This is a genomic window from Maribacter thermophilus (genome assembly GCF_001020565.1).
GTDB classification, from domain to species: Bacteria; Bacteroidota; Bacteroidia; order Flavobacteriales; family Flavobacteriaceae; genus Maribacter; species Maribacter thermophilus.
The window spans coordinates 129,311-150,845 of sequence record NZ_LDAS01000001.1 but is presented as its reverse complement, the minus strand read 5'-3'; the positions used below and the strand labels follow the sequence as shown (position 1 = coordinate 150,845).

Sequence of the window (21,535 nt, the reverse complement as noted above, 5' to 3'; positions counted from 1 at the left end):
CTTCTTTTTATTGTACCTTACTCGTATCCGTTGGGTATTTGTCGCACGGGAAATTTAATTTCATAAGCTCTCCCCATTCGTAGTAATTGCGCTTCGGTAAACGGTTTACCAATAAAGGTAAGACTTATGGGCTCTCCACTAGGCTTATAACCCATTGGGACCGCTAATGCCGGATATTTTGCAACCGCGGCATAACCAGCATGATAATTATTAATTGACAGCACAGCATGAAGCTTATGTTCATTCATCGCCGAATCAAAAAATGCTCTTCCACTGTTCTCTAATCTTGTTTTTATTTCTTCCAAGCCTTCGTTAGTTGTAGTATCTTTTATAATACCTTCGAACAACGCTTGCCCATAAGGGATTCTAACCAAGGAATCTTCTTTGTTAAAGGCCACGGCATCTTTGATAGAGGTGATTTTCACCTTTTCTGGATTCGAGTATCTTTTTAAATAAACAGGAAGATCTTTCCTCATATCTATATTCAGAAGGCTCAAAAAACCGCTCATTTCAACATCTGGAGGTGTAAACTCAATTATTTCCGCACCTTCTGCGCGTAATGCTTCCACTGTATTTTTATAGATACTATCGTTTTCCATTAATGATGATATTGCCCCCAACCGCATTTCTGAAAATGGTTCGGGGTTTAGGCCCGCCGATAAAATACCAGGAAAATCTTCATCCACAGATTTGGTATCCAAAGTATCGTACCCTAACATGGCCGATAATAAAATACCATTATCCACTACATTTTTGGTCATTGGCCCCGGTGTGTCCAAGGTACTTGAAATTGGCACTATTCCCGACCGGCTCAACAAACCGATTGTGGGCTTTAGGCCTACCACGGAATTTTGGCTACTTGGAGACAATATAGACCCCGAGGTTTCGGTACCTACGGCAGCAACTGCGTAATTGGCGGCCACTGCCGTACCACTGCCAGAACTGGAACCTCCAGTCTCAAAAACCTTTCTTCCATACGGGTTTAATGTTTGTCCACCCACGGCACTATACCCGACCGGGCAACCACTACAGAGGTAATAGGCCCATTCACTTAGGTTGACCTTTCCTAAAATCAAAGCGCCATTTTCCTTTAGTCTCTTAACAATAAACGAATCGTCCACCTCATTCTCCATTAAGGCAATACTACCTGCCGTGGTTTTCATGCCCTTTATATCAATATTGTCTTTTAATAAAATAGGCATTCCAAAAATAGGATGCCGAATTCCGGGCAATCTTCCCTCCCTCTTCTGCTCATCCAATTTTCTGGCCGATTCCACAACATCTTCATTCAAGGCTATGACCGTATTTAAGGTGGTATTATTATCCAGTTCATACTTATAGATCCTGTACAGATAAAAAAGTACCAATTGCTCATACCCAAGACGATTGTCTTCTATACTTTTACGAATAGAAAAAATGTTTTGCTCTAAAATCAACGGTTTTAAGGATTCGTACTCCTCTGGGGTCATTTTAGAGACTTCATGGTATAATGGACGAAATACTTCATTTTTATCCAATACTTTCGATTGAATTAACTTATATCTCATTCTCGCCTTCTCATGCTCTGCATTGGCAACAATTTCCACAGAATCGTTATAAGGCTGCCAAAGTACTGATTCTTCATTTTTTATTACGCTCTTGTCTCCACATGAAAATATCATCATAACTACCAATGATGCCAAGATTTTCCTCATACCTTAATTTGTATTTTACCTCTTTACGTTTTTAACCCATATAACTCACAGCACATTACCGGAATAAACTATCCCAATAAGCCAATCACCTCTGAAATATACTGCTTTTAGTGGTTTTAAATGTATTACCATACTGAATATAGCCCATTATAACATAAAAGCAATGAGCCATACTCTTATTAGAAAAGTAATAAGGGATCAATTATCTGTATATAAGGACATACCATTCTCTGTTCCGACTAGACACCTAGTCTTTAAAACCATCGGAAAGAGATTTATAGAAGTACAAACAAGAACCTAATTATTTTTCCCTATTTATTAATATTAAAGAAAGAATCTACAAATTCATATTTATTGAAGACCTGTAAATCTTCGATGCCTTCCCCTACACCAATATATTTTACCGGTATTTGAAATTGGTCGGAGATACCGATAACGACCCCTCCTTTTGCGGTACCGTCCAATTTAGTAACCGCCAACGAAGTCACCTCTGTTGCTTTTGTAAACTGTTTTGCCTGTTCAAAGGCATTCTGACCTGTAGAACCATCCAACACCAACAGTACCTCATGCGGTGTATCTTCCACAACCTTTCTCATTACTCTTTTTACCTTGGTCAGCTCGTTCATTAGGTTAACCTTATTGTGTAATCTGCCAGCGGTATCTATAATGACGACATCTGCATCTTGCTTTACGGCAGAACTTAAGGTATCGAATGCCACCGATGCCGGGTCGCTTCCCATTTGTTGCTTTATAATAGGCACACCTACACGATCCGCCCATACCTGTAACTGGTCTATGGCCGCAGCCCTAAAGGTATCTGCCGCCCCTAAAACAACCTTAAGGCCTTGTTTCTTAAATTGATAGGCCAACTTACCTATAGTAGTAGTCTTACCAACGCCGTTGACACCTACTACCATAATAACATAGGGTTTCTTGTCTTTTGGAATTTGAATCTCCGTATCATTGCCCGTATGGGTTTCAGAAAGAAGACCTGCAATCTCTTCCCTTAAAATACCATTAAGCTCATCGGTACCCATGTATTTGTCCTTGGCCACCCTTGCCTCTATTCTTTCTATAATCTTTAAAGTAGTATCTACACCAACATCAGAGGTCACCAACACCTCTTCGAGATTATCCAATACATCATCGTCAACTTTAGACTTTCCTGCAACCGCTTTTCCTAGTTTGGAAAAAAAACTGGTCTTAGTCTTTTCTAGACCCTTATCCAACGTTTCTTTCTTGTCAGAAGAAAATATCTTTTTAAATAAACTCATTGTAGTAATCTAAAAGTTGATCAAATATAAAAAATTAAAAAGCCCCTTTCGTAAGAAAGAGGCTCAATTACTTTTTTAAAAAGTAGTATTTTATTTTTTGGCCAACCAATCATTAACCATTTCTGGGGCCATAACAGCTTCAACAAAAACATAAGCACCACTTTTTGGTGACTTAACCATTTTAATGGCTTTTGTCAATCTTTTCGAACTTGTCTGTAAACTTGCTACCGTCTTCTTTGCCATGACCTAATTATTTTATTTCTTTATGAACTGTCATTCTCTTCAAGATAGGATTGAATTTTTTAATCTCTAATCTTTCTGGAGTATTTTTCTTATTCTTAGTCGTAATATATCTGGAAGTACCAGGTTGTCCGGAATCTTTATGCTCCGTACACTCTAAAATTACTTGTATTCTGTTGCCTTTTTTTGCCATCGTAATCTATAATTTAAGGTTACTTAACTAACCCTTTAGCTTTTGCATCTTTCAATACGGCAGAAATACCTTTTTTATTGATAATCTTCAAAGCCCTTGCAGAAACTTTCAATGTTACCCAACGGTCTTCTTCCGGAATGTAAAATCTTTTCTTGGAAAGATTTACATCAAATCTTCTTTTCGTCTTGTTGATGGAGAAGGAAACGTTGTTTCCAAACATCGCCCTCTTTCCAGTAATTTCACAAACTTTTGACATCGTGCCGATTTTTTCTTTTAAACAGGGTGCAAATTTATATCATTTTTATCATACAGCCAACATTCTACTTCACATTTTTAAAATTTCTTTTTGCAACAACTCAAAAGCCTTATTTACAGACTTTTGCACCACTCTTTCTCTTTGAGTACCCATACTAAATTTATTTACCGTAACCCCACTCGGTGATGCAATGGCAATATAGACCGTACCAACATCTGCATCTGAATCTCCTTTTGTGGGCCCGGCATTGCCTGTGGTAGCAATGGCAAAATCCGTTTTCAACAGTCGCTGTATCCCTTTCGCCATTTCTTCGGCCACTTGGGCACTTACCACCGAGTATTTGTCCACCAATTGTTTGGAAACTCCCAAAACATTAATCTTTACTTCTGTTGCATAACTTACCACACTACCCTTAAAGTATGCCGAGGCCCCTGGTATAGAAGTTATCTCTTCCGCTATCTTGCCTCCCGTAAAACTTTCTGCCGTGGACAAAGTAAACCCTTTATAGGTCAACATTTTGGATATCTCTTCTTCTATGCCCTCATCATCTTCAGTACCATGTATAATATCCCCTATTAACGAAAACAGTTTGTCGGTCTCGGTCTCTACCGCCTTTATGATACCATCGTAATCATTTCCTATGGCGGAAAGCCTTAACCTAACTTTTCCAAAATTAGGAAGATAGGCCAACTTTATAAATTCGGGCAGGTTATCTTCCCATTCTTCTATTAATTCGGCAATGGCACTTTCACCCATCCCATAGGTGGTAATGGTCTTATGTACAATATGCGGCCTTTCATAAAATTTACTGAGTTTAGGAATAACGGCTTCCTTCATCAAATGCTTCATTTCAAAGGGAACACCCGGTAGCGAAACAAAAGTGGTGCCTTCTTCATAGAACCACATGCCCGGGGCCGTACCGTTGGCATTATGCAATACTTCGGCCTTACTGGGAACCCATGCTTGCCTCCTATTTAAATCGGAAATAGGAGTGTTGGTGATGTACTTGGCAAAAAGATCCTCTACATGCGCCAACACATTCTTGTCCTCGACCAAGGTGTCGTTGAAAAATTCACAAAAGGTATGTTTGGTTATATCGTCTTTGGTCGGCCCCAGACCGCCTGTAACTATAACAATATCGGCCCGTGAACTTGCATCGGACAATGATTTAAGAATTTGCTCCCTATCATCTCTAATAGAGGTAATCTGACCGACAGAAATGCCTATTTTATTAAGCTCTTTTGATATAAACGCAGAATTGGTATCCACGATTTGGCCAATGAGAATCTCATCACCAATTGTAATAATTTCTGCGAACATTATACGTCGAAGTCGTTTTTAAGCTCACCTATTACTTGGTGTATGTCTTTTTTTAAGATGGGAAAAGTACTTTCTATCTGGTCCCAACCGGCACTTTTTTTACCAAGTGTCTCCACCTCTAAAGCGGCCGCACGTGTTTGCTCCATCCCCAACAAATCCACATTGGGCTTTATTTTATGCGCCAATTGATACGTTCTTTCGTAATCCTTCTCTTTAATAGCTTCTTCCAGACTTTCCAAGTCTGCAGGAACTTCTTCTAAAAAAACAGAAATGACCGACAGAATAAAGTCTTCGTCCCCTTCCGCCATCTCATTAATTTTGTCTAAACTATAAATCATTACTTTATTTTTACCTTAAAAAGCTCCTTGTTTTCGATGCTACCTGAAAGATAATCATTTGGAGATACCTTTCCAACTCCTGCCGGGGTCCCCGTAAAAATTACATCTCCTTTTTTTAACATAAAGAACGTAGAAACATACGATATAATTTCATCTATTTTCCACAACATCTGAGCTGTATTTCCGGATTGTACCACCTCACCATTTTTCTCCAAGTTAAAATTAATATCGTTAAGATCCTTAAAACTTGTTTTTGGAAGCCACTCACCTATAACCGCAGCCCCATCAAAACCCTTGGCCTTCTCCCAAGGCAATCCTTTTGACTTAAGTTTTGACTGTAAATCCCTGGCAGTAAAATCTATCCCTAACCCTACCTCATCATAATAGGTTGCGGCAAACTCCTTTTTTATATGTTTCCCCACCCTTTTGATCTTTACCAAGACCTCTACTTCATAATGTACATCATCGGAAAATTCGGGGATATAAAAATCTTGTTCTTTTGGCAATACCGCCGAGTCCGGTTTTATAAAAATTACGGGATCCTCGGGCCTTTCGTTATTGAGCTCCGAAATGTGATCTGCATAATTTCTACCTATACATATAATCTTCATTACTACAATATTACTTTTTAGACAATTTTATACTAATGGCCGGTACTAGATTCTCTCTATTACCTTGCGCCTTTATTGCAAAATCGGACCACTCTCCCAAACCATAGACCATGGTTCTATAATTTTGATTCTTTTGATATACCGCGGCAAATGTGGGCGCAAAATAATCTTCCAGAACCTTTTCTTTGGTTATAGGATGTTCATAGCCTACCGTGTACCAGTTATATGGCAAAAAAAGCCACTCCAATCCTATATAAATGCCCTCTTTGGGAATTTTTATTCCGAATGCCGACATATCAATACTTACAAAATCCTTCTCCGGATCCGACTCCAGCACCATACTTTTCCTCAATAGATCGCCCTTTGGCTTCTTTGTAACCTCATCTACATTATAGACACGAAGTCTAAATTTTGATTTTCGACTAAAATTGGTATTTTTCTGAACATAAATGGTCACTTTTTCCAAATATTTCTTTGAGGCGCTAACATTAGGAAAGTACAGGGCCAACACCCAAGGTGTCGCGGCAGAGGTAAAACCGCTTTTTATACTATAAGAGCTGATGGGGTTTAGTACCTGCGAGTCTCCCAAACTATGGGAAACTACAACCTCGTCCAATTCATATGTATCCTCGATCATTCGTATTTCGCCCAACTCTTTAATCTTTTGGGCCGATACTATGATATCTTTAAAACCCAAGGAAGAAATATGCACTTTATTATCCAAGTAAGATTCCGGAATATCTAAATAAAAATACCCCTCTTCGTTACTAGAAGTACCTTTTAAGGAATTTAAAAAACTAATATTCGCATAGGGTATAGGCTTATTACTCCCATTTTCAAAAACATGACCTTCAAAAAGTACTTCTTGCGCCCTTACCGACCCAAATACTATAAACAGAAGTATAAAGACCCGCATTTAACTTAATTTATTGTTCAATGCGCTTAGTTTTATCTGAGTAAGTATTTTTTTGGTATATAAAGGAAAATCAGCGTTTAACATCCACCCAAAATACCCTGGTTCGTTATCGAGTACTTCACGCACTTTCTTACCTTTATGTTTTCCGAAAGAGAATACCTCCTCTCCATCTTCATCCATGGCAATGAACCCTGCAAAATCCACAAACTCCCTTCTTCTAGAAAATTCGGATAGCTTCTTTATGTTGTTTTCCAATTCAGGATAACGATCTAGCTGCGACAACAAAACCTCATAAGTGGCCGTTGTATCCGCTTCTGCACTGTGCGCATTGTCCAGATCCTTGTCACAATAAAACTTATAGGCAGCCTCCAACGTTCTTTTTTCCATTTTATGGAAAATAGTCTGAACATCGACCGATACCGTATTTTTCATATCAAAATCGATACCCGCCCTTAAAAGTTCTTCCGCCAATAAAGGAATATCGAAACGATCCGAGTTAAAGCCTCCCAGATCACTATCCTTTATCATGTTATAAACTTCTTTTGAAAGTTGTTTAAAGGTTGGCTCATTGGCTACTTTCTCATTAGAGATACCGTGAATGGCAACGACCTCTTCGGGAATAGTCATTTCTGGATTTACCAACCATGTCTTACTTTCCTTATTACCATTAGGATATACCTTTAAGATAGAAATCTCTACAATTCTATCTTTGGCAACATTGGTTCCCGTAGTTTCTAGATCAAAAAAACAAATTGGTCTGGTAAGCTTTAATTCCATTATTAAGGGCTTTTGACAAAGATAGTTTTTAGATGGTCTTATGAAAATGAAACCACCAATTATTCATAAAGAACCAGGTACTTTTATATTTCCCTATCAACATCCCAGGCTTCCAAATAATCTGCAACGGCCTTTGCAAACATACTGCCCAAGGCACCGTTGACAACCCTGTGGTCATAACTATGCGACAAATACATTTTATTTCGAATCCCTATGAAATCACCTTCTTTTGTTTCTATTACGGCCGGAACTTTTCTAATGGCCCCCAAAGCCATGATCCCTACTTGCGGCTGGTTAATAATCGGAGTGCCAAAAACACTTCCAAAAGTACCTACATTGGTAACGGTATAGGTACCGTCTTGCACCTCATCTGGCTTTAAGGCATTGTTTCTAGAGCGGTGTGCCAAATCATTGACCACTTTGGCCATGCCCACCAAGTTTAACTGATCAGCATTTTTTATTACGGGAACAATAAGGTTGCCATCTGGAAGTGCGGCCGCCATACCTATATTTATATTCTTTTTCTTTATTACCGTATCGCCATCTACCGAAATATTCATCATCGGATATTTCTTTAAAGCTTTGGCTACAGCCTCCATAAAAATAGGGGTAAATGTCAATTTTTCACCTTCTTGCTTTTCAAAGGCGACCTTCATCTTATTACGCCAATTTACAATATTGGTAACATCTACCTCTATAAAACTTTGAACGTGCGCAGAAGTCGACACACTCTCCGACATGTGTTTGGCTATAAGTTTGCCCATTCTGGACATGGGAATAACCTCATCGCCCGATGCCACCTTCACCGGAGCCTTGTCTTTAGCCACAGAAGGCGCAGGCGCAGAAACCTCTTTAACTACAGGTGCCACTGGTGCCGTCTCTTTTTTCTGATCAGGGGCAACGCTTGCAACACTACCGTTTTTTCTAGTCTCTACATACGCCAATATATCGTTTTTGGTAACCCTTCCTTCTTTACCGCTTCCGGTAATAGCTTCCAGCTCGGCAAAAGAAATACCTTCTTGTTTTGCTATATTCTTCACCAATGGTGAATAAAACCGTTCTGAATTTGAATAATCAGGTATAGGACTGCCTACGGTCTCCTTTGCCGCCACCAATGCCTCTTCAGCGGCAGCAACCATTTCTTCTGCCTCATAGTTATCTGCACTGTCCGAATTATCTACAACGGTTTCAACTTCACCCTCTACCTCTATAACGGCCACAACATCCCCTACTTTGACCACATCGTCCACTTCATAGCACTTTTCGACCAAAACTCCATCTACCTCGCTGGGCACTTCACTATCTACTTTGTCGGTAGCGATTTCAAATACCGCTTCGTCCATTTCTATAGTATCCCCAACTTCTTTTAACCAAGAGGTCAACGTTGCTTCTGCAACACTCTCTCCCATTCTTGGTAATTTCAATTCAAATTTTGCCATATCAATAATATAAATCCCTTTTTGAATATATTTTTTGCAAAAATAATAAAATATGAAGCTATTTGTTGTTTTTGCAACAATATTACATTTTTCAATTTTTATTCAAGGATCCTTCAAAAGGAATCCTGTTCAATATACTTCTACCCAAGGTCACCTCATCGGCATACTCCAATTCATCACCAACCGCTATACCCCTTGCAATGGTTGATGTTCGCACTTCGAACCCCTCGATTTGCTTAAATATATAAAAGTTGGTCGTGTCACCTTCCATCGTGGAACTTAACGCAAAAATAAGCTCTTTAATTGTTCCCTTTTTTACCTTGTCTACAAGCGAGGCTATCTTTAAATCTTGTGGCCCCATACCCTCTATCGGCGATATTTTACCACCAAGCACATGATACAACCCTCTATATTGCCCTGTGTTTTCTATCGCCATTACATCTCGTATATCCTCTACCACACAGACCAATTCGCTATCTCTTTTCGGATTTGCACAAATTTCGCAGAGGGCGGTGTCTGAAATATTGTGGCAATTTTCACAAAACTGAACGGCACTTCTCAGCTTTAGCAGGGCGTTGGACAGTTCTTCGGTCTGCCGTTCAGGTTGCTTTAACATATGAAGCACCAAACGCAAGGCAGTCCGCTTACCTATACCGGGCAATTGAGACATTTCATGAACCGCATTTTCTAATAATTTTGAAGAAAAATCCATTCAGATAAGTTTAGGGTAAAATTACACACTATTTTTGCTTTTTGTACTTTGCTCTTAAATTATTTGCGATGACTGCTTTTCATATACTGCTATTAATCGGCGGTTATTTTATTGTACTCTTATTAATCTCCTATTTTACAGGAAAGAACGACTCCAATGAAGATTTTTTTAAGGCCGGAAAACAATCGCCATGGTATTTAGTAGCCTTTGGTATGGTTGGAGCCTCGCTCTCCGGAGTAACTTTCATATCGGTTCCCGGGTGGGTAGATGCTTCCCAATTCAGCTACATGCAAGTAGTTTTCGGTTATTTTTTGGGGTATCTGGTAACCGCTTATGTTCTTTTACCTATTTATTACAAGCAAAATGTTACTTCTATTTATGAGTATCTAGATACACGTTTCGGATTTGTGAGCTATAAAGTGGGCGCCATCTCTTTTTTCATATCTAGGGTTTTGGGTGCCGCTTTCCGGTTGTTTTTGGTCGCTATAGTCTTGCAACAGTTTGTTTTCGACAATTGGAACGTACCTTTTGAGATTACCGTTATTCTTTCGATACTATTAATTTGGATATACACCTTTAAAGGTGGTATAAAAACCATTGTTTGGACGGATACCTTACAAACGCTATTTATGTTGGTCTCAGTAGGATTGTCCATCTACTTTATATTGAACAAATTAGAATGGAGCCTAGGCGATTTTCTGGGGTCCACCGAATTATCCAAGTACAGCAAAACTTTTTTTACCGAAGATTTCTTCGCTAAAAACCATCTAGTAAAATCCTTTTTAGGCGGTATGTTCGTCACCATTTGCATGACCGGTCTGGATCAGGATATGATGCAAAAGAACCTTACCTGTAAAAACCTAAAGGATGCTCAAAAAAACATGGTCTCCTTTAGTTTTGTACTTGTATTCGTTACCTTTGTTTTTATGTTGCTGGGAGCCCTTCTGTTTATTTATGCAGAAAAATATCAAATAGCGATACCTTTAATGGACGGTAGCCCAAAATCTGATTTGCTGTTTCCAGAAATTGCACTGAACAGTGGTTTGGGGATAACGGTCGCCATTACTTTTATGTTAGGTCTCATCGCCGCCGCATACAGTAGTGCGGATAGTGCGCTCACCTCTTTGACCACCTCTTTTTGCGTAGATTTTTTGGGAACTGGAAAGAAAAGCGAGGTCGAGGCAAAGAAAATACGTCGCAAGACCCATATTGGCATGAGCGTGTTATTGATCATCGTAGTTATCACCTTTAAATATGTATTGGACAGAAATGTCATCGATGGGCTCTTAACAGTGGCCTCCTATACATACGGTCCGCTACTAGGCCTTTTTTCTTTTGGAATTTTCACCAAGCACCAAATAAAGGATAAATATGTTTGGATGGTGGCCCTTGCATCGGTTTTAATTGTTTTGATACTTGCAAAAATACCTCCAGAACTTTTGTCCGGGTATCAATTTGGATACGAGCTGTTACCTTTAAACGGACTAATTACCTTTATAGGGTTATGGCTAATTAGGGACAAAGAGAAAACAACATTGGAAACAGGCAACCGACCCCAATAGATAGAATAATGTTAATATTGATCGGTGGCCAACAAAACCAGGGTACATGCAATTTCTACCTTAATGCCGTTCTCCCTTAACATTTTATAGAATTCAGGGTTTTCCGTTCCAGGGTTAAAAATAACCCGTTTCGGTTGCAAGCCGATTATGTCATTGTAATACTGTTTCTGTCTTAATGGATTAAGATATAATGTTATCGTATGAATATCTTGGAATTCACTTAAATTGGTCTTAACTTGCACGCCCCCGATATCTCCGGATCTAATGCCAAAAGCTCGGGTTTCTATTTCGTTACGTAGAAGTTTATGTATTGCCAAGTTACTGTAACGATCAGGTTTTAGGGATGCTCCAAAAACAAGAGTCTTTTTCATTTTATTAATAAGTTGTTAAATTTTACTGATTCTGTAACATTTTTAAAAAAAAACGTCTTTATATAGACGTAAGAATTAGTAATAAGATTATTTTTAACCCGTTAAAAGTATAAATAGAGTTGATATCGCTATATATTTATAGTTAATGGTTAGTGTTTAGTATAGCTTATCAGCAAGGAACCCAGACATATGTCTGGGTTCTGCTTTTTATATAAACTACAATTATTGTCTACGGAAACCCGCAGCAAAAAATTAGGGTCTTTGCTTACCAACGAATAACAACACTACCCCATGTAAACCCACTGCCAAATGCTGCCAATACCACTAAATCACCTTCTTTCACCTTACCAGATTCCCATGCCTCGGTAAGGGCAATCGGAATGGACGCCGCTGTCGTATTGCCATACTTCATAATATTGTTAAAGACCTGATCGTCATTTAAACCAAACTTGTTCTGAATAAATTGTGATATCCTCAAGTTTGCTTGGTGCGGCACCAATAGATCAATATCCTCCGGTTTTAAAGAGTTTGCTTTTAACCCTTCTATAATCACCTCGCTAAAACGTACTACTGCATTCTTAAATACAAATTGCCCGTTCATATGCGGAAAATAAGATTCGTCATTAGGGTCGTTGTCTTCAATAATATCGGTCACCCATCTTTTGCCCATACCCGGGGCGATCAAAGACAACTCTTCGGCATGTTGCCCTTCAGAATGTAAATGCGATGAAAGAATTCCTTTCCCATCGTCTTCCGATCTACTTAGAACGGCAGCCCCGGCTCCATCGCCAAAAATGACCGAAACTCCTCTTCCCCTTGTAGTCATATCCAAACCATGCGAATGCAGTTCCGAACCGATTACAAGAACATTTTTATACATCCCACTTTTTATAAATTGATCGGCAACGGAAAGCGCATATATAAAACCGGAACATTGGTTTCTTACATCTAGGGCACCTACGGTCTTAATTCCTAAATCTCTCTGCACCAAAACCCCGGGACCCGGGAAATAATAATCTGGACTCAAGGTAGCAAACACAATAAAATCTATATCGTCTTTATCTATTTTTGCCCTCTCTATTGCAATTTTAGCGGCTTTCACCCCCATTGTAGTGGTAGTGTCTCCATCCCCCCTAACAACATGCCTCCTTTCTTTTATACCCGTTCTTTCTTGAATCCAAGCATCATTGGTATCCATGATTTTAGACAGATCATCGTTGGTGACTACATTTTCCGGTACATAATAGCCTAACCCGGTTATTTTTGAATTGTACATATGATGTGTTTTGTACTAGTATTGACATTGAACTAGCAACGCAATATAACAACATTTACTAAATGATCGCTTTTTTTATGATAAACTAGTTGGTTTACTACATATACTTTTACCGATAACGAATTGTCATTTTTTCTGATACAAAATCACGAACCAAACAATTGTACCAACTTTCTACATTAACTAAAAAAACGCGCTTTTCATAGAAAGCGCGTTTTTAAACAACCTAACCTAATAAATAACAAAACGTGATTACAGCAAGAACTTTCTCATAGCATTTCTTCCCAATCACAGCTTAATATACGTATTGTTTAACTTTTAACCAAAAAAACTAAACAATATTTATGTTAAACTTTCAAATCAACTATGTGTCAGTTTGTCACTGATATACATTATGGTACTTTTTTTGCCAATCATGGCTATAGATTTATTAATATAAAAAACATATAAAATGGCTACAGGTAAAATAAATGTTTCGGTAGACAATATATTTCCATTGATAAAGAAATTCTTGTATAGCGATCATGAAATTTTTCTTAGGGAATTGATTTCCAATGCAACGGATGCCACTCTTAAACTAAAGCACTTGACCTCTATAGGAGAAGCCAAGGTAGAGTATGGCAACCCTATCATTGAGATTAAGGTAGATAAAGAAGGAAAAAAACTTCATGTCATAGACCAAGGATTGGGCATGACGGAAGAAGAGGTAAAAAAATACATTAACGAAGTCGCTTTCTCTGGTGCCGAAGAGTTTTTGAACAAATACGAAGACTCTGCCAAAGATGCAGGTATCATAGGCCATTTTGGTCTTGGTTTCTATTCTGCCTTTATGGTAGCGGACAAAGTGGAAATAATCACTAAAAGTTTTAAAGATGAACCAGCTGTTCATTGGTCATGTGATGGTTCTCCCAATTTTACGATAGAGGCATCGGACAAAAAGGAGCGTGGAACAGAAATCATTTTGCATATTGCCGATGATTCTACCGAATTTTTAGAAGATCACAGAATAAGCGAGCTTTTAAGAAAGTATAACAAGTTTATGCCGGTACCCATAAAGTTCGGTACCAAAACGGAAACTTTGCCAAAACCGGAAGGAGCAAAAGAAGAAGACCCTGCACCGACCAAAGAGGTAGACAATATCATCAACAATCCTAATCCGGCATGGACCAAACAGCCAGCAGACCTGAAGGATGAAGATTATAAATCTTTCTACAGGGAGCTATATCCGATGCAATTCGATGAACCATTGTTCCATATTCACCTTAACGTTGATTATCCTTTTAACCTAACAGGCATTCTATATTTTCCAAAACTTACCAATGACCTGAACATTCAAAAGGATAAAATTCAACTATATCAAAATCAGGTTTTTGTTACCGATAACGTGGAAGGTATTGTACCGGAATTCTTGACCATGTTACGTGGTGTTATCGATTCTCCCGACATCCCCTTAAATGTTTCAAGGTCTTATTTGCAGGCGGATGGTGCAGTAAAGAAAATTTCTTCTTACATCACCAGAAAGGTTGCCGACAAACTTAGTTCGCTGTTCAAGAACAACCGTAAAGATTTTGAATCTAAATGGAACGATATCAAAATTGTTATTGAATACGGAATGCTTTCAGAGGACAAATTCTTTGAAAAAGCCGACAAATTTGCATTGTATCCCACAGTAGATGGCGAATTCTATACTTTTGAAGAGCTACAGGACAAGATCAAAGAAAACCAAACAGACAAAGACGATAAACTGGTTATTCTTTATGCATCGGACAAAGAAGCCCAACATAGTTATATAGCGGCCGCGAAAGATAAGGGGTACGAAGTTCTGTTACTGGACTCCCCTATCATAAGTCATTTGATGCAAAAATTGGAGACTTCAAAAGAGAAGATTTCTTTCGCAAGGGTCGATGCAGACCCTATTGACAAATTGATACAAAAAGAAGATACACAAATTTCTAAACTATCCGACGAGGAAAAAGAAAAGTTAAAGGCGGATCTAGAAGCTGTGTTTGGAGAAAAAAGTAATTATACCGTACAATTGGAAGCAATGGACAGCGATGCTTCACCATTTATAATCACAGAACCGGAATTTATGCGAAGAATGAAAGAAATGCAGCAAACCGGTGGTGGTATGTTCGGTATGGGCAATATGCCAGAGATGTATAATTTAATCGTAAATACCAACCATGAGTTGGTAAGTGAAATTCTAAACACTAAAACTGCGAAGAAAAAAGAACGATTGATCAATCAATCGTTAGATCTTGCTAAACTCTCAAAAGGCCTTCTAAAGGGTGCCGAATTAACGGAGTTTATTAAACGTAGTTACGACATGGTCAAATAAACCATTATATCAAGAACCAAAAAAGCCGTTTCAAAATGAAACGGCTTTTTTATTTTACAGACCAGCAAGATTACCAATATATAGGGCCTGTTCCTAAATATTTTTCGGCAATAGGTTTGTAATGATCCATGACATCTTGCAAGTCATAAATTTTCTGACTTTTGGTATAAAGATCATATTTATTAAAATCCTTTATTATCTGTAAATACTCTTTGTCTTTCTCACTTAAAAGTTCTGAGTAACTTTCTCCTGTATGCCAAGGATAAAAAGAATGGTACCGGATCATTATCATAGCCTCTTCTGGAAGTGTATTCTCTTTATGGTTACTTAATACTTGATATAAGTATTCGTCATGTCCCCAGGCCAGTTCAAGATTATCTAAACCACACCCTTCTTCATAAATACCTGTTGGGGTATTATAACGATCATCTTTCATATCGGCATTTAGCTCATTAAATTCAGGATAGACACATGTAGTCGGCAAAGCGCATCCTACGACAAAAACATCACCCACCATACCCCATTGCTCTGCTTGGCTGGTACCATCTTCATCACACCCCCACATGAACATTATTTTCCCCAGATCGTGGATCAAACCCGTTAATTGCATCCAATCCGGTCTACCATCTGCCCGTATGGCTTCTGCACTTTGTATAAGATGCTGCACGTTCGGCAAATCCAGGTCCGGATCGCTCACATCTATTAAACTGTTTAGATGCCGCATAGCTTCCCACAAATCCATTGGCTTATCGAAGGTCAAATATTTTTTGTGCATTCTTTGCACATAATCATAGGTTTGGTTCTTCCTCATTTTTCTGTAATGCTCCTTTACGGCAGCAGAAACATCGGGAGCATCGTAATTTCTAAATGTTTTTTCCTCCATCACAATCTATTGGTTTTTAATTGTATTCTATATAAATTTAGGCTTAAATATCCATATATTAAACTATAACCCTTTGTATTTCAAACATTTCCCAACCAAACATACAATACTACAGTAAATAGCACCAAAAAGATACTAAACGGTTTGGCATACGCCCAAGGGTTAAGATTTATGACCTCGGCATTTTTTATCGCAAATTTTTCCGTATTGGGTTTAACCATTGATGCCAAGTACATTACCAAGAGGTTTAGTACAAACTCTATTCCCCAAATGTGCACAAAATGTAGATCCACTTTTATAAAGTAGTACATGATCACATAAAAGAACAGACCAAATACAAGCCCCGCCTTGGCACCAAAAGCTGAAATTTTAGGAAAAAGAAAACCTGCAGAAATAACACTTGCGATGGGTATAAAGAAAATACCGTTCAATTGTTGTAAAAGTTGATACAGCCCGTCTGGTGCATTTGCCACAAAAGGAGCTATACCTATTGCAAAAATGGCCAATAACAACGAGGTCCATTTACCAATTGTCACCAGCTTACCATCAGAAGCATCTTTGTGTAAATATCTTTTATAGATACCAAGGCTAAAAACCGTGGCCGCACTATTTAGGGCACTGTTGAACGTACTTAAAATGGCCCCCATCATTACTGCAACAAAGAATCCCGTTAGCCACAAAGGCATTACTTTTTTTACCAGCTCGGGATAAACGCTATCCGGATTATCATAAAGTGATTCTCCAAAATAATAGAACCCTATGAGTCCTGGCAAAACAATAATCAATGGTACAAGAATTTTCAATAACCCGGTATACAACAAGCCCTTTTGTGCCTCCTTTAAGCTCACCGCTCCCAACACCCTTTGTATAATGGATTGATGCATGGTCCAAAAATAAATTTGATTCACCATAAGCCCGGTAAACAATACTTCAAAAGGCAATATAGAGGAACGGGCGCCATCACCGATACCAGGCTCGTTACTAATTACATTGAACTTCTCGGGGCTGTTGTTAAAAACTTCTCCCAAACCCTGAAACAAATTTCCATCTCCAATGCTCAAAAGAGCAATAACGGGCACCAGAAGACCTGCCACCAGAAGACCAAATCCATTAATGGTATCTGTATAGGCCACCATTTTCAACCCTCCAAAAATAGCATAGACGGCCCCGATGCTTCCTACTATCAAAATCGTAATACCAATTCCATCATCTCGACTTACATTCAATAAATCGGATATCTCAAAAATAGCTTCTATGTTAAGAGCCCCCGTATATAAAACAATGGGCAATAAAGTGGCCACAAAAGATATGATCAACAATAGGGCCACCATGGTTCTCGTGAGTCCGTCAAATCGTTTCTCTAAAAATTCAGGTATGGTGGTCAACCCCATTTTTAGATATCTGGGCGCCAAATACAAGGCTCCGACAACCAAAGCCAAAGCAGATGTAACCTCCCATGCTATAATAATTGCCCCATTACGATAAGAAGAACCGTTCATACCCACCAAATGCTCGGTAGAAATGTTGGTCAACAACAAAGATCCGGCAATAACGATACCTATTAATGAGCGCCCCCCAAGAAAATAACCATCTTTGGTGTTCAGCTTATCCTTTCGAAGTTTATACGTGGCATAAAATGCGACAAACCCCGTAAAAAGTATAAATGATATGAATAACATGAATTTAAATAAAATGAAAAATATCTGGCAAATACTTAAATGGGTTTTGCAAACTTATGCTTGGTATTTGCCCCCATTCCCCGTGTTTTTTTTACACTTTAGTAAATTATCCGATCAACAACGAAAAACCAAGAAAAACGCAAATAAAATGCCTTTTTATTAAAAAAAAAACGATTTTATAAGTCATTAATATTTACAAAAAATAAATTTTTAACTTAAAAAATATGGACAATCGAAAACTTTAGAACTAGGGTTTAATGGGTGCATTTTTCTATCTTCACAATATGAAGGTTATTTCTACAAATATTAGCCTTGCTCCAAAAAGCTTTATGTGGAACGGAGCAGAGGAAAAAACAGGTATTTATAAATACCCGACAGCAAATGGTCTTTTTTTGGGCAAGACCGATGTTAAGGACGATACGGTAATAGACCGTAAACACCATGCCGGCATTGATAAGGCTTGTTATCTTTTCCCTTCTGATCAATATCCTTTTTGGAGAAAAAAATACCCGGACCTTGAATGGGATTGGGGCATGTTCGGCGAAAATCTAACTATAGAAGGTTTGGACGAATCAAAAATAAGGGTCGGAAATACCTACCGTATAGGAAAGGCCTTGGTACAGGTATCACAACCGCGAGAACCCTGTTATAAATTGGGTGTAAAGTTTGGTACACAAAATATTATTAGAGAATTTATAGCCCATAATCATCCAGGCACCTATGTTAAAATAATTGAAGAAGGAGAGGTTTTTGCCGGAGATGACCTAAAGTTAATGGAGGAATCTAACAACCCACTTACCGTACAACAGTTTTACGAATTGATATTCATGAAAGAAAAACCCCAGAACCTACTTAAATTGTTTATGGAAAATGAATCGGTGCCGCAGTACAAAAAAGACCGATTTCTTAAATATATAAAATGAAATTGTTATACCCTTGGCACCTATACCTTATGGGCGCAATGTATGTTTTGGCGGGTTTAATGCATTTTATAAAACCCAGAGTGTATATGAGAATTATGCCCAGGTATTTACCCTATCATAAAACTTTGGTGTATTTAAGTGGGCTGTGTGAAATAATACTAGGGCTGGGCGTTTGTTTTTCACCAACAAAAAATCTTTCCGTTTATGGCTTGGTCACGATGTTGATCCTTTTTCTTTTGGTACACTTTTATATGTTAAGTAGCAAAAAAGCTGCCGCAGGCATACCAACATGGTTGTTGATACTAAGGATCCCCTTACAATTGCTGCTCATTTACTGGGCCTACCAATATCTTACTCTATAAAATAAAAAAAGGAGGCTCTCCAGCCTCCTTTCAATCAAATTAACTTAAATCAACTTAATTAACAACAAATTGTTCAGTGTAGGTATTTGCATTATCAGCAACAACTACAGTATAATTTCCAGAATAAGCTCCTGCAAAATTGAAAGCTTTTTCTACTATTACTTTATCATCAACAGTTTCAGAAAAAACAAGTCTATCATCCTCATCATATACCTTTAAAGAAATTTTAGATTTGTTCAGGTTCAAGAAGTTTACAAAAACCCTATCCTCTGTTTTTCTAAAAAATGGCTTTACAGCCTCGCTTGAATCCATAATTGTAACCTTATTATCTTTTAATACGATAGTATGATAGTAACGCTTTAATCCGTCTTCAGTAGATAAATAGTAATTGCCATCTTTCAAACCTTCCAAATTCAGTTTTTTACTAAAACGGCCATTTGATAATTTCTCAGTATATATAATATGAGAATCTGCATCCATTAATTTCACTTTAACACCTTGCGACGATGCATCCAAGGTCAACAGCACACTTTTTGCTTTCCCTAAGGATACTAAGTCCAATTTTGGCTCTTTTGCCATGCCTGCTACTGTAGCGAACATAAAGGCAACAACGGTTGTAATTTTTACTAATTTTTTCATGATAAATTACTTTAAAGGATTAATGAATAATTTACACTACAAACATACTCCCGTCTTACCTGCCCCACTACATCATACTTTCCCAATTTATGTGCTATTTTAACCTACTTGACACTAACCACATAACGTATAGTTAATATTCCACATATTTGAGTTAATTTTGCAAAGCAACCCTATTTTTGGGTTGTCTAATTTTACATAAGCAAACACAATTATATATGATTGTACAGAAACCTACTTTTGAAGCAATAGAACCAGATTTTGGTCATTCTTTTACCTATCAAAAATTTGATGAGCATAAAAGAAACAAGAACAATGTGTGGCATTATCATCCAGAATTGGAGCTTGTGTACGTAAATGGGGGTTCTGGCAAACGACAAATCGGTAGCCATGTATCTTATTATACCGATGGAGACCTGATCTTGATCGGTAGTAATTTACCACATTGTGGTTTTACCGATGCACTTACAGGAAATACCAGTGAAACGGTCATACAAATGAAAATGGACTTTTTGGGGACCGATTTTTTTAAAATTCCCGAAATGCGAAAAATCGAAAGTCTTTTTAAAGCGGCCAGTGGGGGTATTGCCTTTTATGGTAAAACCAAAAGAAAAATTGGCGATAAGATGGAGATATTGGAGTATCAGACAGATTTTCAACGCCTTCTAAGTATTTTGAACATTCTGAACGAACTAGGAAATTCGGATGAATTAAGGTTATTAAATGCCACAGGTTTTTCTCTGGAAACGGATGTAAAGGACAACGACCGTATAAACATCGTTTTCAACCATGTTAAAAATAACTTTAAAGAAGAGATTACTCTGGAAGAAATTTCATCTATGGTCAGTATGACCATACCATCTTTCTGTAGATACTTTAAAAAGATTACAAACAAAACTTTTGTGCAATTTGTAAATGAATACAGGTTGGTACACGCTTCAAAACTATTGGCAGAAAAGCCTATGAGTATTACAGAGGTTTGTTTTGAGTGTGGTTTTAACAACTTCTCGCACTTTAACAAGTCCTTTAAAGCCTTTACGGGCCAAAACCCCAGTGAGTACCGAAACGAACTAAAAACTGTTTTGGTCTAATGACCGTAGAAAGCAACTTATTTAAAGACCTTGAACTTCCGGATAGTGAGATTTTTTATTGTCCCGAATTTTTAAATAAAAAAGTTGCTGACGATTTTTTTAAGCATCTGAGGGCAAACACTCCTTGGCAACAAGACGATATAAAGGTTTTTGGAAAGGTCTACGCACAACCTCGCCTTACCGCGCTATATGCAAATAACAACAAACCTTACTCTTACTCCAACATAACCATGCGGCCCCATTTGTTTACCCCAGAGTTAACGGAATTAAAAAAGAAGATAGAACAAGAACAATACTGCCCTTATAAATTTACCACATGCCTTCTTAACCTATATCGCAACGGAAAAGACAGTAATGGATGGCACGCGGACAATGAAAAGGAATTGGGAAAAAACCCTGTTATTGCTTCATTGAGTTTGGGTGCAGATAGACTTTTTCATTTAAAACACAATACAGTTCCAGACCTAAAACATACATGGGTACTACAACATGGTAGCCTTTTAGTAATGAAGGGGAAAACACAACATTTCTGGAAACACCAGGTACCAAAAACAAGCAAACCCGTCGGGGAACGTATTAACCTCACCTTTAGAATCATAAAATAAAAAAATCGGCTGTGGGAACCGATTTTTTTACACCGT

Annotated in this window: 23 protein-coding genes; 6 read left to right on the top strand and 17 right to left on the bottom strand. The window is 38.0% G+C overall.

Annotated features, from left to right (window positions below; translation table 11 throughout):
* Window positions 1–17: 17 nt before the first annotated feature.
* The 12 genes from AB657_RS00700 to recR form a co-directional block, all read right to left on the bottom strand.
* A complete protein-coding gene (locus AB657_RS00700) occupies window positions 18–1,694 on the bottom strand; it encodes an amidase family protein (protein WP_047244750.1) in 1,677 nt (558 codons plus the stop codon).
* 311 nt (window positions 1,695–2,005) lie between these two features.
* Window positions 2,006–2,968, bottom strand: coding sequence for a signal recognition particle-docking protein FtsY (gene ftsY, locus AB657_RS00695; protein ID WP_047244749.1), 963 nt, complete (start codon window positions 2,966–2,968; stop codon window positions 2,006–2,008).
* A gap of 90 nt (window positions 2,969–3,058) precedes the next feature.
* A complete protein-coding gene (locus tag AB657_RS17780) occupies window positions 3,059–3,211 on the bottom strand; it encodes a DUF4295 domain-containing protein (RefSeq protein WP_084696355.1) in 153 nt (50 codons plus the stop codon).
* 7 nt (window positions 3,212–3,218) lie between these two features.
* Window positions 3,219–3,401 carry a 50S ribosomal protein L33 gene (gene rpmG / locus AB657_RS00690; RefSeq protein ID WP_047244748.1) on the bottom strand — a complete coding sequence of 61 codons (183 nt, stop codon included), beginning with the start codon at window positions 3,399–3,401 and terminating at the stop codon, window positions 3,219–3,221.
* A gap of 19 nt (window positions 3,402–3,420) precedes the next feature.
* Window positions 3,421–3,657 (bottom strand): 50S ribosomal protein L28, encoded by a 237-nt coding sequence (gene rpmB, locus AB657_RS00685; protein WP_047244747.1) that lies wholly within the window; start codon window positions 3,655–3,657, stop codon window positions 3,421–3,423.
* A 69-nt stretch (window positions 3,658–3,726) separates the two neighbouring features.
* Window positions 3,727–4,977, bottom strand: a complete 1,251-nt coding sequence (locus tag AB657_RS00680; protein ID WP_047244746.1) for a competence/damage-inducible protein A — start codon at window positions 4,975–4,977, stop codon at window positions 3,727–3,729.
* Window positions 4,977–5,315, bottom strand: a complete 339-nt coding sequence (locus AB657_RS00675) for an Hpt domain-containing protein (RefSeq protein WP_047244745.1) — start codon at window positions 5,313–5,315, stop codon at window positions 4,977–4,979. The genes AB657_RS00680 and AB657_RS00675 overlap by 1 nt, the downstream gene beginning before the upstream one ends.
* The gene (locus tag AB657_RS00670) at window positions 5,315–5,926 is read right to left on the bottom strand and encodes a fumarylacetoacetate hydrolase family protein (protein ID WP_047244744.1); all 612 of its coding nucleotides are present in this window, start codon (window positions 5,924–5,926) and stop codon (window positions 5,315–5,317) included. Before AB657_RS00670 ends, AB657_RS00675 begins: the two co-directional genes overlap by 1 nt.
* A gap of 10 nt (window positions 5,927–5,936) precedes the next feature.
* Window positions 5,937–6,842 (bottom strand): carboxypeptidase-like regulatory domain-containing protein, encoded by a 906-nt coding sequence (locus tag AB657_RS00665; protein WP_047244743.1) that lies wholly within the window; start codon window positions 6,840–6,842, stop codon window positions 5,937–5,939.
* A complete protein-coding gene (locus AB657_RS00660; RefSeq protein WP_047244742.1) occupies window positions 6,843–7,619 on the bottom strand; it encodes a 3'-5' exonuclease in 777 nt (258 codons plus the stop codon).
* An 83-nt stretch (window positions 7,620–7,702) separates the two neighbouring features.
* The gene (locus AB657_RS00655) at window positions 7,703–9,058 is read right to left on the bottom strand and encodes a dihydrolipoamide acetyltransferase family protein (RefSeq protein ID WP_047244741.1); all 1,356 of its coding nucleotides are present in this window, start codon (window positions 9,056–9,058) and stop codon (window positions 7,703–7,705) included.
* A gap of 91 nt (window positions 9,059–9,149) precedes the next feature.
* The gene (recR, locus tag AB657_RS00650) at window positions 9,150–9,770 is read right to left on the bottom strand and encodes a recombination mediator RecR (RefSeq protein ID WP_047244740.1); all 621 of its coding nucleotides are present in this window, start codon (window positions 9,768–9,770) and stop codon (window positions 9,150–9,152) included.
* A gap of 68 nt (window positions 9,771–9,838) precedes the next feature.
* Here recR and AB657_RS00645 point away from each other — a divergent pair, with 68 nt between their 5' ends.
* A complete protein-coding gene (locus AB657_RS00645) occupies window positions 9,839–11,332 on the top strand; it encodes a sodium:solute symporter (protein WP_047244739.1) in 1,494 nt (497 codons plus the stop codon).
* Window positions 11,333–11,343: 11 nt separating this feature from the next.
* Here AB657_RS00645 and AB657_RS00640 read toward each other — a convergent pair whose 3' ends face one another.
* Window positions 11,344–11,703, bottom strand: a complete 360-nt coding sequence (locus tag AB657_RS00640; RefSeq protein WP_047244738.1) for a CoA-binding protein — start codon at window positions 11,701–11,703, stop codon at window positions 11,344–11,346.
* A gap of 265 nt (window positions 11,704–11,968) precedes the next feature.
* Window positions 11,969–12,979 carry a 3-oxoacyl-ACP synthase III family protein gene (locus tag AB657_RS00635; protein ID WP_047244737.1) on the bottom strand — a complete coding sequence of 337 codons (1,011 nt, stop codon included), beginning with the start codon at window positions 12,977–12,979 and terminating at the stop codon, window positions 11,969–11,971.
* Between the two features lie 451 nt (window positions 12,980–13,430).
* Between AB657_RS00635 and htpG the strand changes: the two genes are divergently transcribed.
* Entirely contained in the window at window positions 13,431–15,317 is a 1,887-nt protein-coding gene (gene htpG, locus AB657_RS00630; RefSeq protein WP_047244736.1) for a molecular chaperone HtpG, read from the top strand.
* Window positions 15,318–15,387: 70 nt separating this feature from the next.
* Here htpG and AB657_RS00625 read toward each other — a convergent pair whose 3' ends face one another.
* Window positions 15,388–16,200: an inositol oxygenase family protein gene (locus tag AB657_RS00625; RefSeq protein ID WP_047244735.1), complete on the bottom strand. Its 813-nt coding sequence runs from the start codon at window positions 16,198–16,200 to the stop codon at window positions 15,388–15,390.
* 80 nt (window positions 16,201–16,280) lie between these two features.
* The gene (locus tag AB657_RS00620; RefSeq protein ID WP_047244734.1) at window positions 16,281–17,879 is read right to left on the bottom strand and encodes a solute:sodium symporter family transporter; all 1,599 of its coding nucleotides are present in this window, start codon (window positions 17,877–17,879) and stop codon (window positions 16,281–16,283) included.
* A 284-nt stretch (window positions 17,880–18,163) separates the two neighbouring features.
* Here AB657_RS00620 and AB657_RS00615 point away from each other — a divergent pair, with 284 nt between their 5' ends.
* Window positions 18,164–18,802, top strand: a complete 639-nt coding sequence (locus AB657_RS00615; RefSeq protein WP_047247700.1) for an MOSC domain-containing protein — start codon at window positions 18,164–18,166, stop codon at window positions 18,800–18,802.
* A 2-nt stretch (window positions 18,803–18,804) separates the two neighbouring features.
* Window positions 18,805–19,164 (top strand): DoxX family protein, encoded by a 360-nt coding sequence (locus AB657_RS00610; protein WP_047247699.1) that lies wholly within the window; start codon window positions 18,805–18,807, stop codon window positions 19,162–19,164.
* A 54-nt stretch (window positions 19,165–19,218) separates the two neighbouring features.
* Here AB657_RS00610 and AB657_RS00605 read toward each other — a convergent pair whose 3' ends face one another.
* Complete coding sequence (locus AB657_RS00605) at window positions 19,219–19,803, bottom strand: hypothetical protein (RefSeq protein WP_047244733.1); 585 nt, start codon at window positions 19,801–19,803, stop codon at window positions 19,219–19,221.
* A 218-nt stretch (window positions 19,804–20,021) separates the two neighbouring features.
* Between AB657_RS00605 and AB657_RS00600 the strand changes: the two genes are divergently transcribed.
* Together AB657_RS00600 and AB657_RS00595 are read left to right on the top strand one after the other, a co-directional pair.
* Window positions 20,022–20,894: an AraC family transcriptional regulator gene (locus tag AB657_RS00600; protein ID WP_047244732.1), complete on the top strand. Its 873-nt coding sequence runs from the start codon at window positions 20,022–20,024 to the stop codon at window positions 20,892–20,894.
* Complete coding sequence (locus tag AB657_RS00595) at window positions 20,894–21,499, top strand: alpha-ketoglutarate-dependent dioxygenase AlkB family protein (protein ID WP_047244731.1); 606 nt, start codon at window positions 20,894–20,896, stop codon at window positions 21,497–21,499. Before AB657_RS00600 ends, AB657_RS00595 begins: the two co-directional genes overlap by 1 nt.
* Window positions 21,500–21,535: the final 36 nt, after the last annotated feature.

What these genes read in the sequence shown, in the direction of transcription:
- AB657_RS00700 (WP_047244750.1), bottom strand. Translation starts at nt 1,694, where the DNA reads ATGAGGAAAATCTTGGCATCATTGGTAGTTATGATGATATTTTCATGT.
- AB657_RS17780 (WP_084696355.1), bottom strand. Translation starts at nt 3,211, where the DNA reads ATGGCAAAGAAGACGGTAGCAAGTTTACAGACAAGTTCGAAAAGATTG.
- AB657_RS00605 (WP_047244733.1), bottom strand. Translation starts at nt 19,803, where the DNA reads ATGAAAAAATTAGTAAAAATTACAACCGTTGTTGCCTTTATGTTCGCT.
- AB657_RS00615 (WP_047247700.1), top strand. Translation starts at nt 18,164, where the DNA reads ATGAAGGTTATTTCTACAAATATTAGCCTTGCTCCAAAAAGCTTTATG.
- AB657_RS00640 (WP_047244738.1), bottom strand. Translation starts at nt 11,703, where the DNA reads ATGAAAAAGACTCTTGTTTTTGGAGCATCCCTAAAACCTGATCGTTAC.
- recR (WP_047244740.1), bottom strand. Translation starts at nt 9,770, where the DNA reads ATGGATTTTTCTTCAAAATTATTAGAAAATGCGGTTCATGAAATGTCT.
- AB657_RS00680 (WP_047244746.1), bottom strand. Translation starts at nt 4,977, where the DNA reads ATGTTCGCAGAAATTATTACAATTGGTGATGAGATTCTCATTGGCCAA.
- AB657_RS00655 (WP_047244741.1), bottom strand. Translation starts at nt 9,058, where the DNA reads ATGGCAAAATTTGAATTGAAATTACCAAGAATGGGAGAGAGTGTTGCA.
- AB657_RS00635 (WP_047244737.1), bottom strand. Translation starts at nt 12,979, where the DNA reads ATGTACAATTCAAAAATAACCGGGTTAGGCTATTATGTACCGGAAAAT.
- AB657_RS00625 (WP_047244735.1), bottom strand. Translation starts at nt 16,200, where the DNA reads ATGGAGGAAAAAACATTTAGAAATTACGATGCTCCCGATGTTTCTGCT.
- ftsY (WP_047244749.1), bottom strand. Translation starts at nt 2,968, where the DNA reads ATGAGTTTATTTAAAAAGATATTTTCTTCTGACAAGAAAGAAACGTTG.
- htpG (WP_047244736.1), top strand. Translation starts at nt 13,431, where the DNA reads ATGGCTACAGGTAAAATAAATGTTTCGGTAGACAATATATTTCCATTG.
- rpmB (WP_047244747.1), bottom strand. Translation starts at nt 3,657, where the DNA reads ATGTCAAAAGTTTGTGAAATTACTGGAAAGAGGGCGATGTTTGGAAAC.
- AB657_RS00645 (WP_047244739.1), top strand. Translation starts at nt 9,839, where the DNA reads ATGACTGCTTTTCATATACTGCTATTAATCGGCGGTTATTTTATTGTA.
- AB657_RS00665 (WP_047244743.1), bottom strand. Translation starts at nt 6,842, where the DNA reads ATGCGGGTCTTTATACTTCTGTTTATAGTATTTGGGTCGGTAAGGGCG.
- AB657_RS00620 (WP_047244734.1), bottom strand. Translation starts at nt 17,879, where the DNA reads ATGTTATTCATATCATTTATACTTTTTACGGGGTTTGTCGCATTTTAT.
- AB657_RS00675 (WP_047244745.1), bottom strand. Translation starts at nt 5,315, where the DNA reads ATGATTTATAGTTTAGACAAAATTAATGAGATGGCGGAAGGGGACGAA.
- AB657_RS00600 (WP_047244732.1), top strand. Translation starts at nt 20,022, where the DNA reads ATGATTGTACAGAAACCTACTTTTGAAGCAATAGAACCAGATTTTGGT.
- AB657_RS00595 (WP_047244731.1), top strand. Translation starts at nt 20,894, where the DNA reads ATGACCGTAGAAAGCAACTTATTTAAAGACCTTGAACTTCCGGATAGT.
- AB657_RS00660 (WP_047244742.1), bottom strand. Translation starts at nt 7,619, where the DNA reads ATGGAATTAAAGCTTACCAGACCAATTTGTTTTTTTGATCTAGAAACT.
- AB657_RS00670 (WP_047244744.1), bottom strand. Translation starts at nt 5,926, where the DNA reads ATGAAGATTATATGTATAGGTAGAAATTATGCAGATCACATTTCGGAG.
- rpmG (WP_047244748.1), bottom strand. Translation starts at nt 3,401, where the DNA reads ATGGCAAAAAAAGGCAACAGAATACAAGTAATTTTAGAGTGTACGGAG.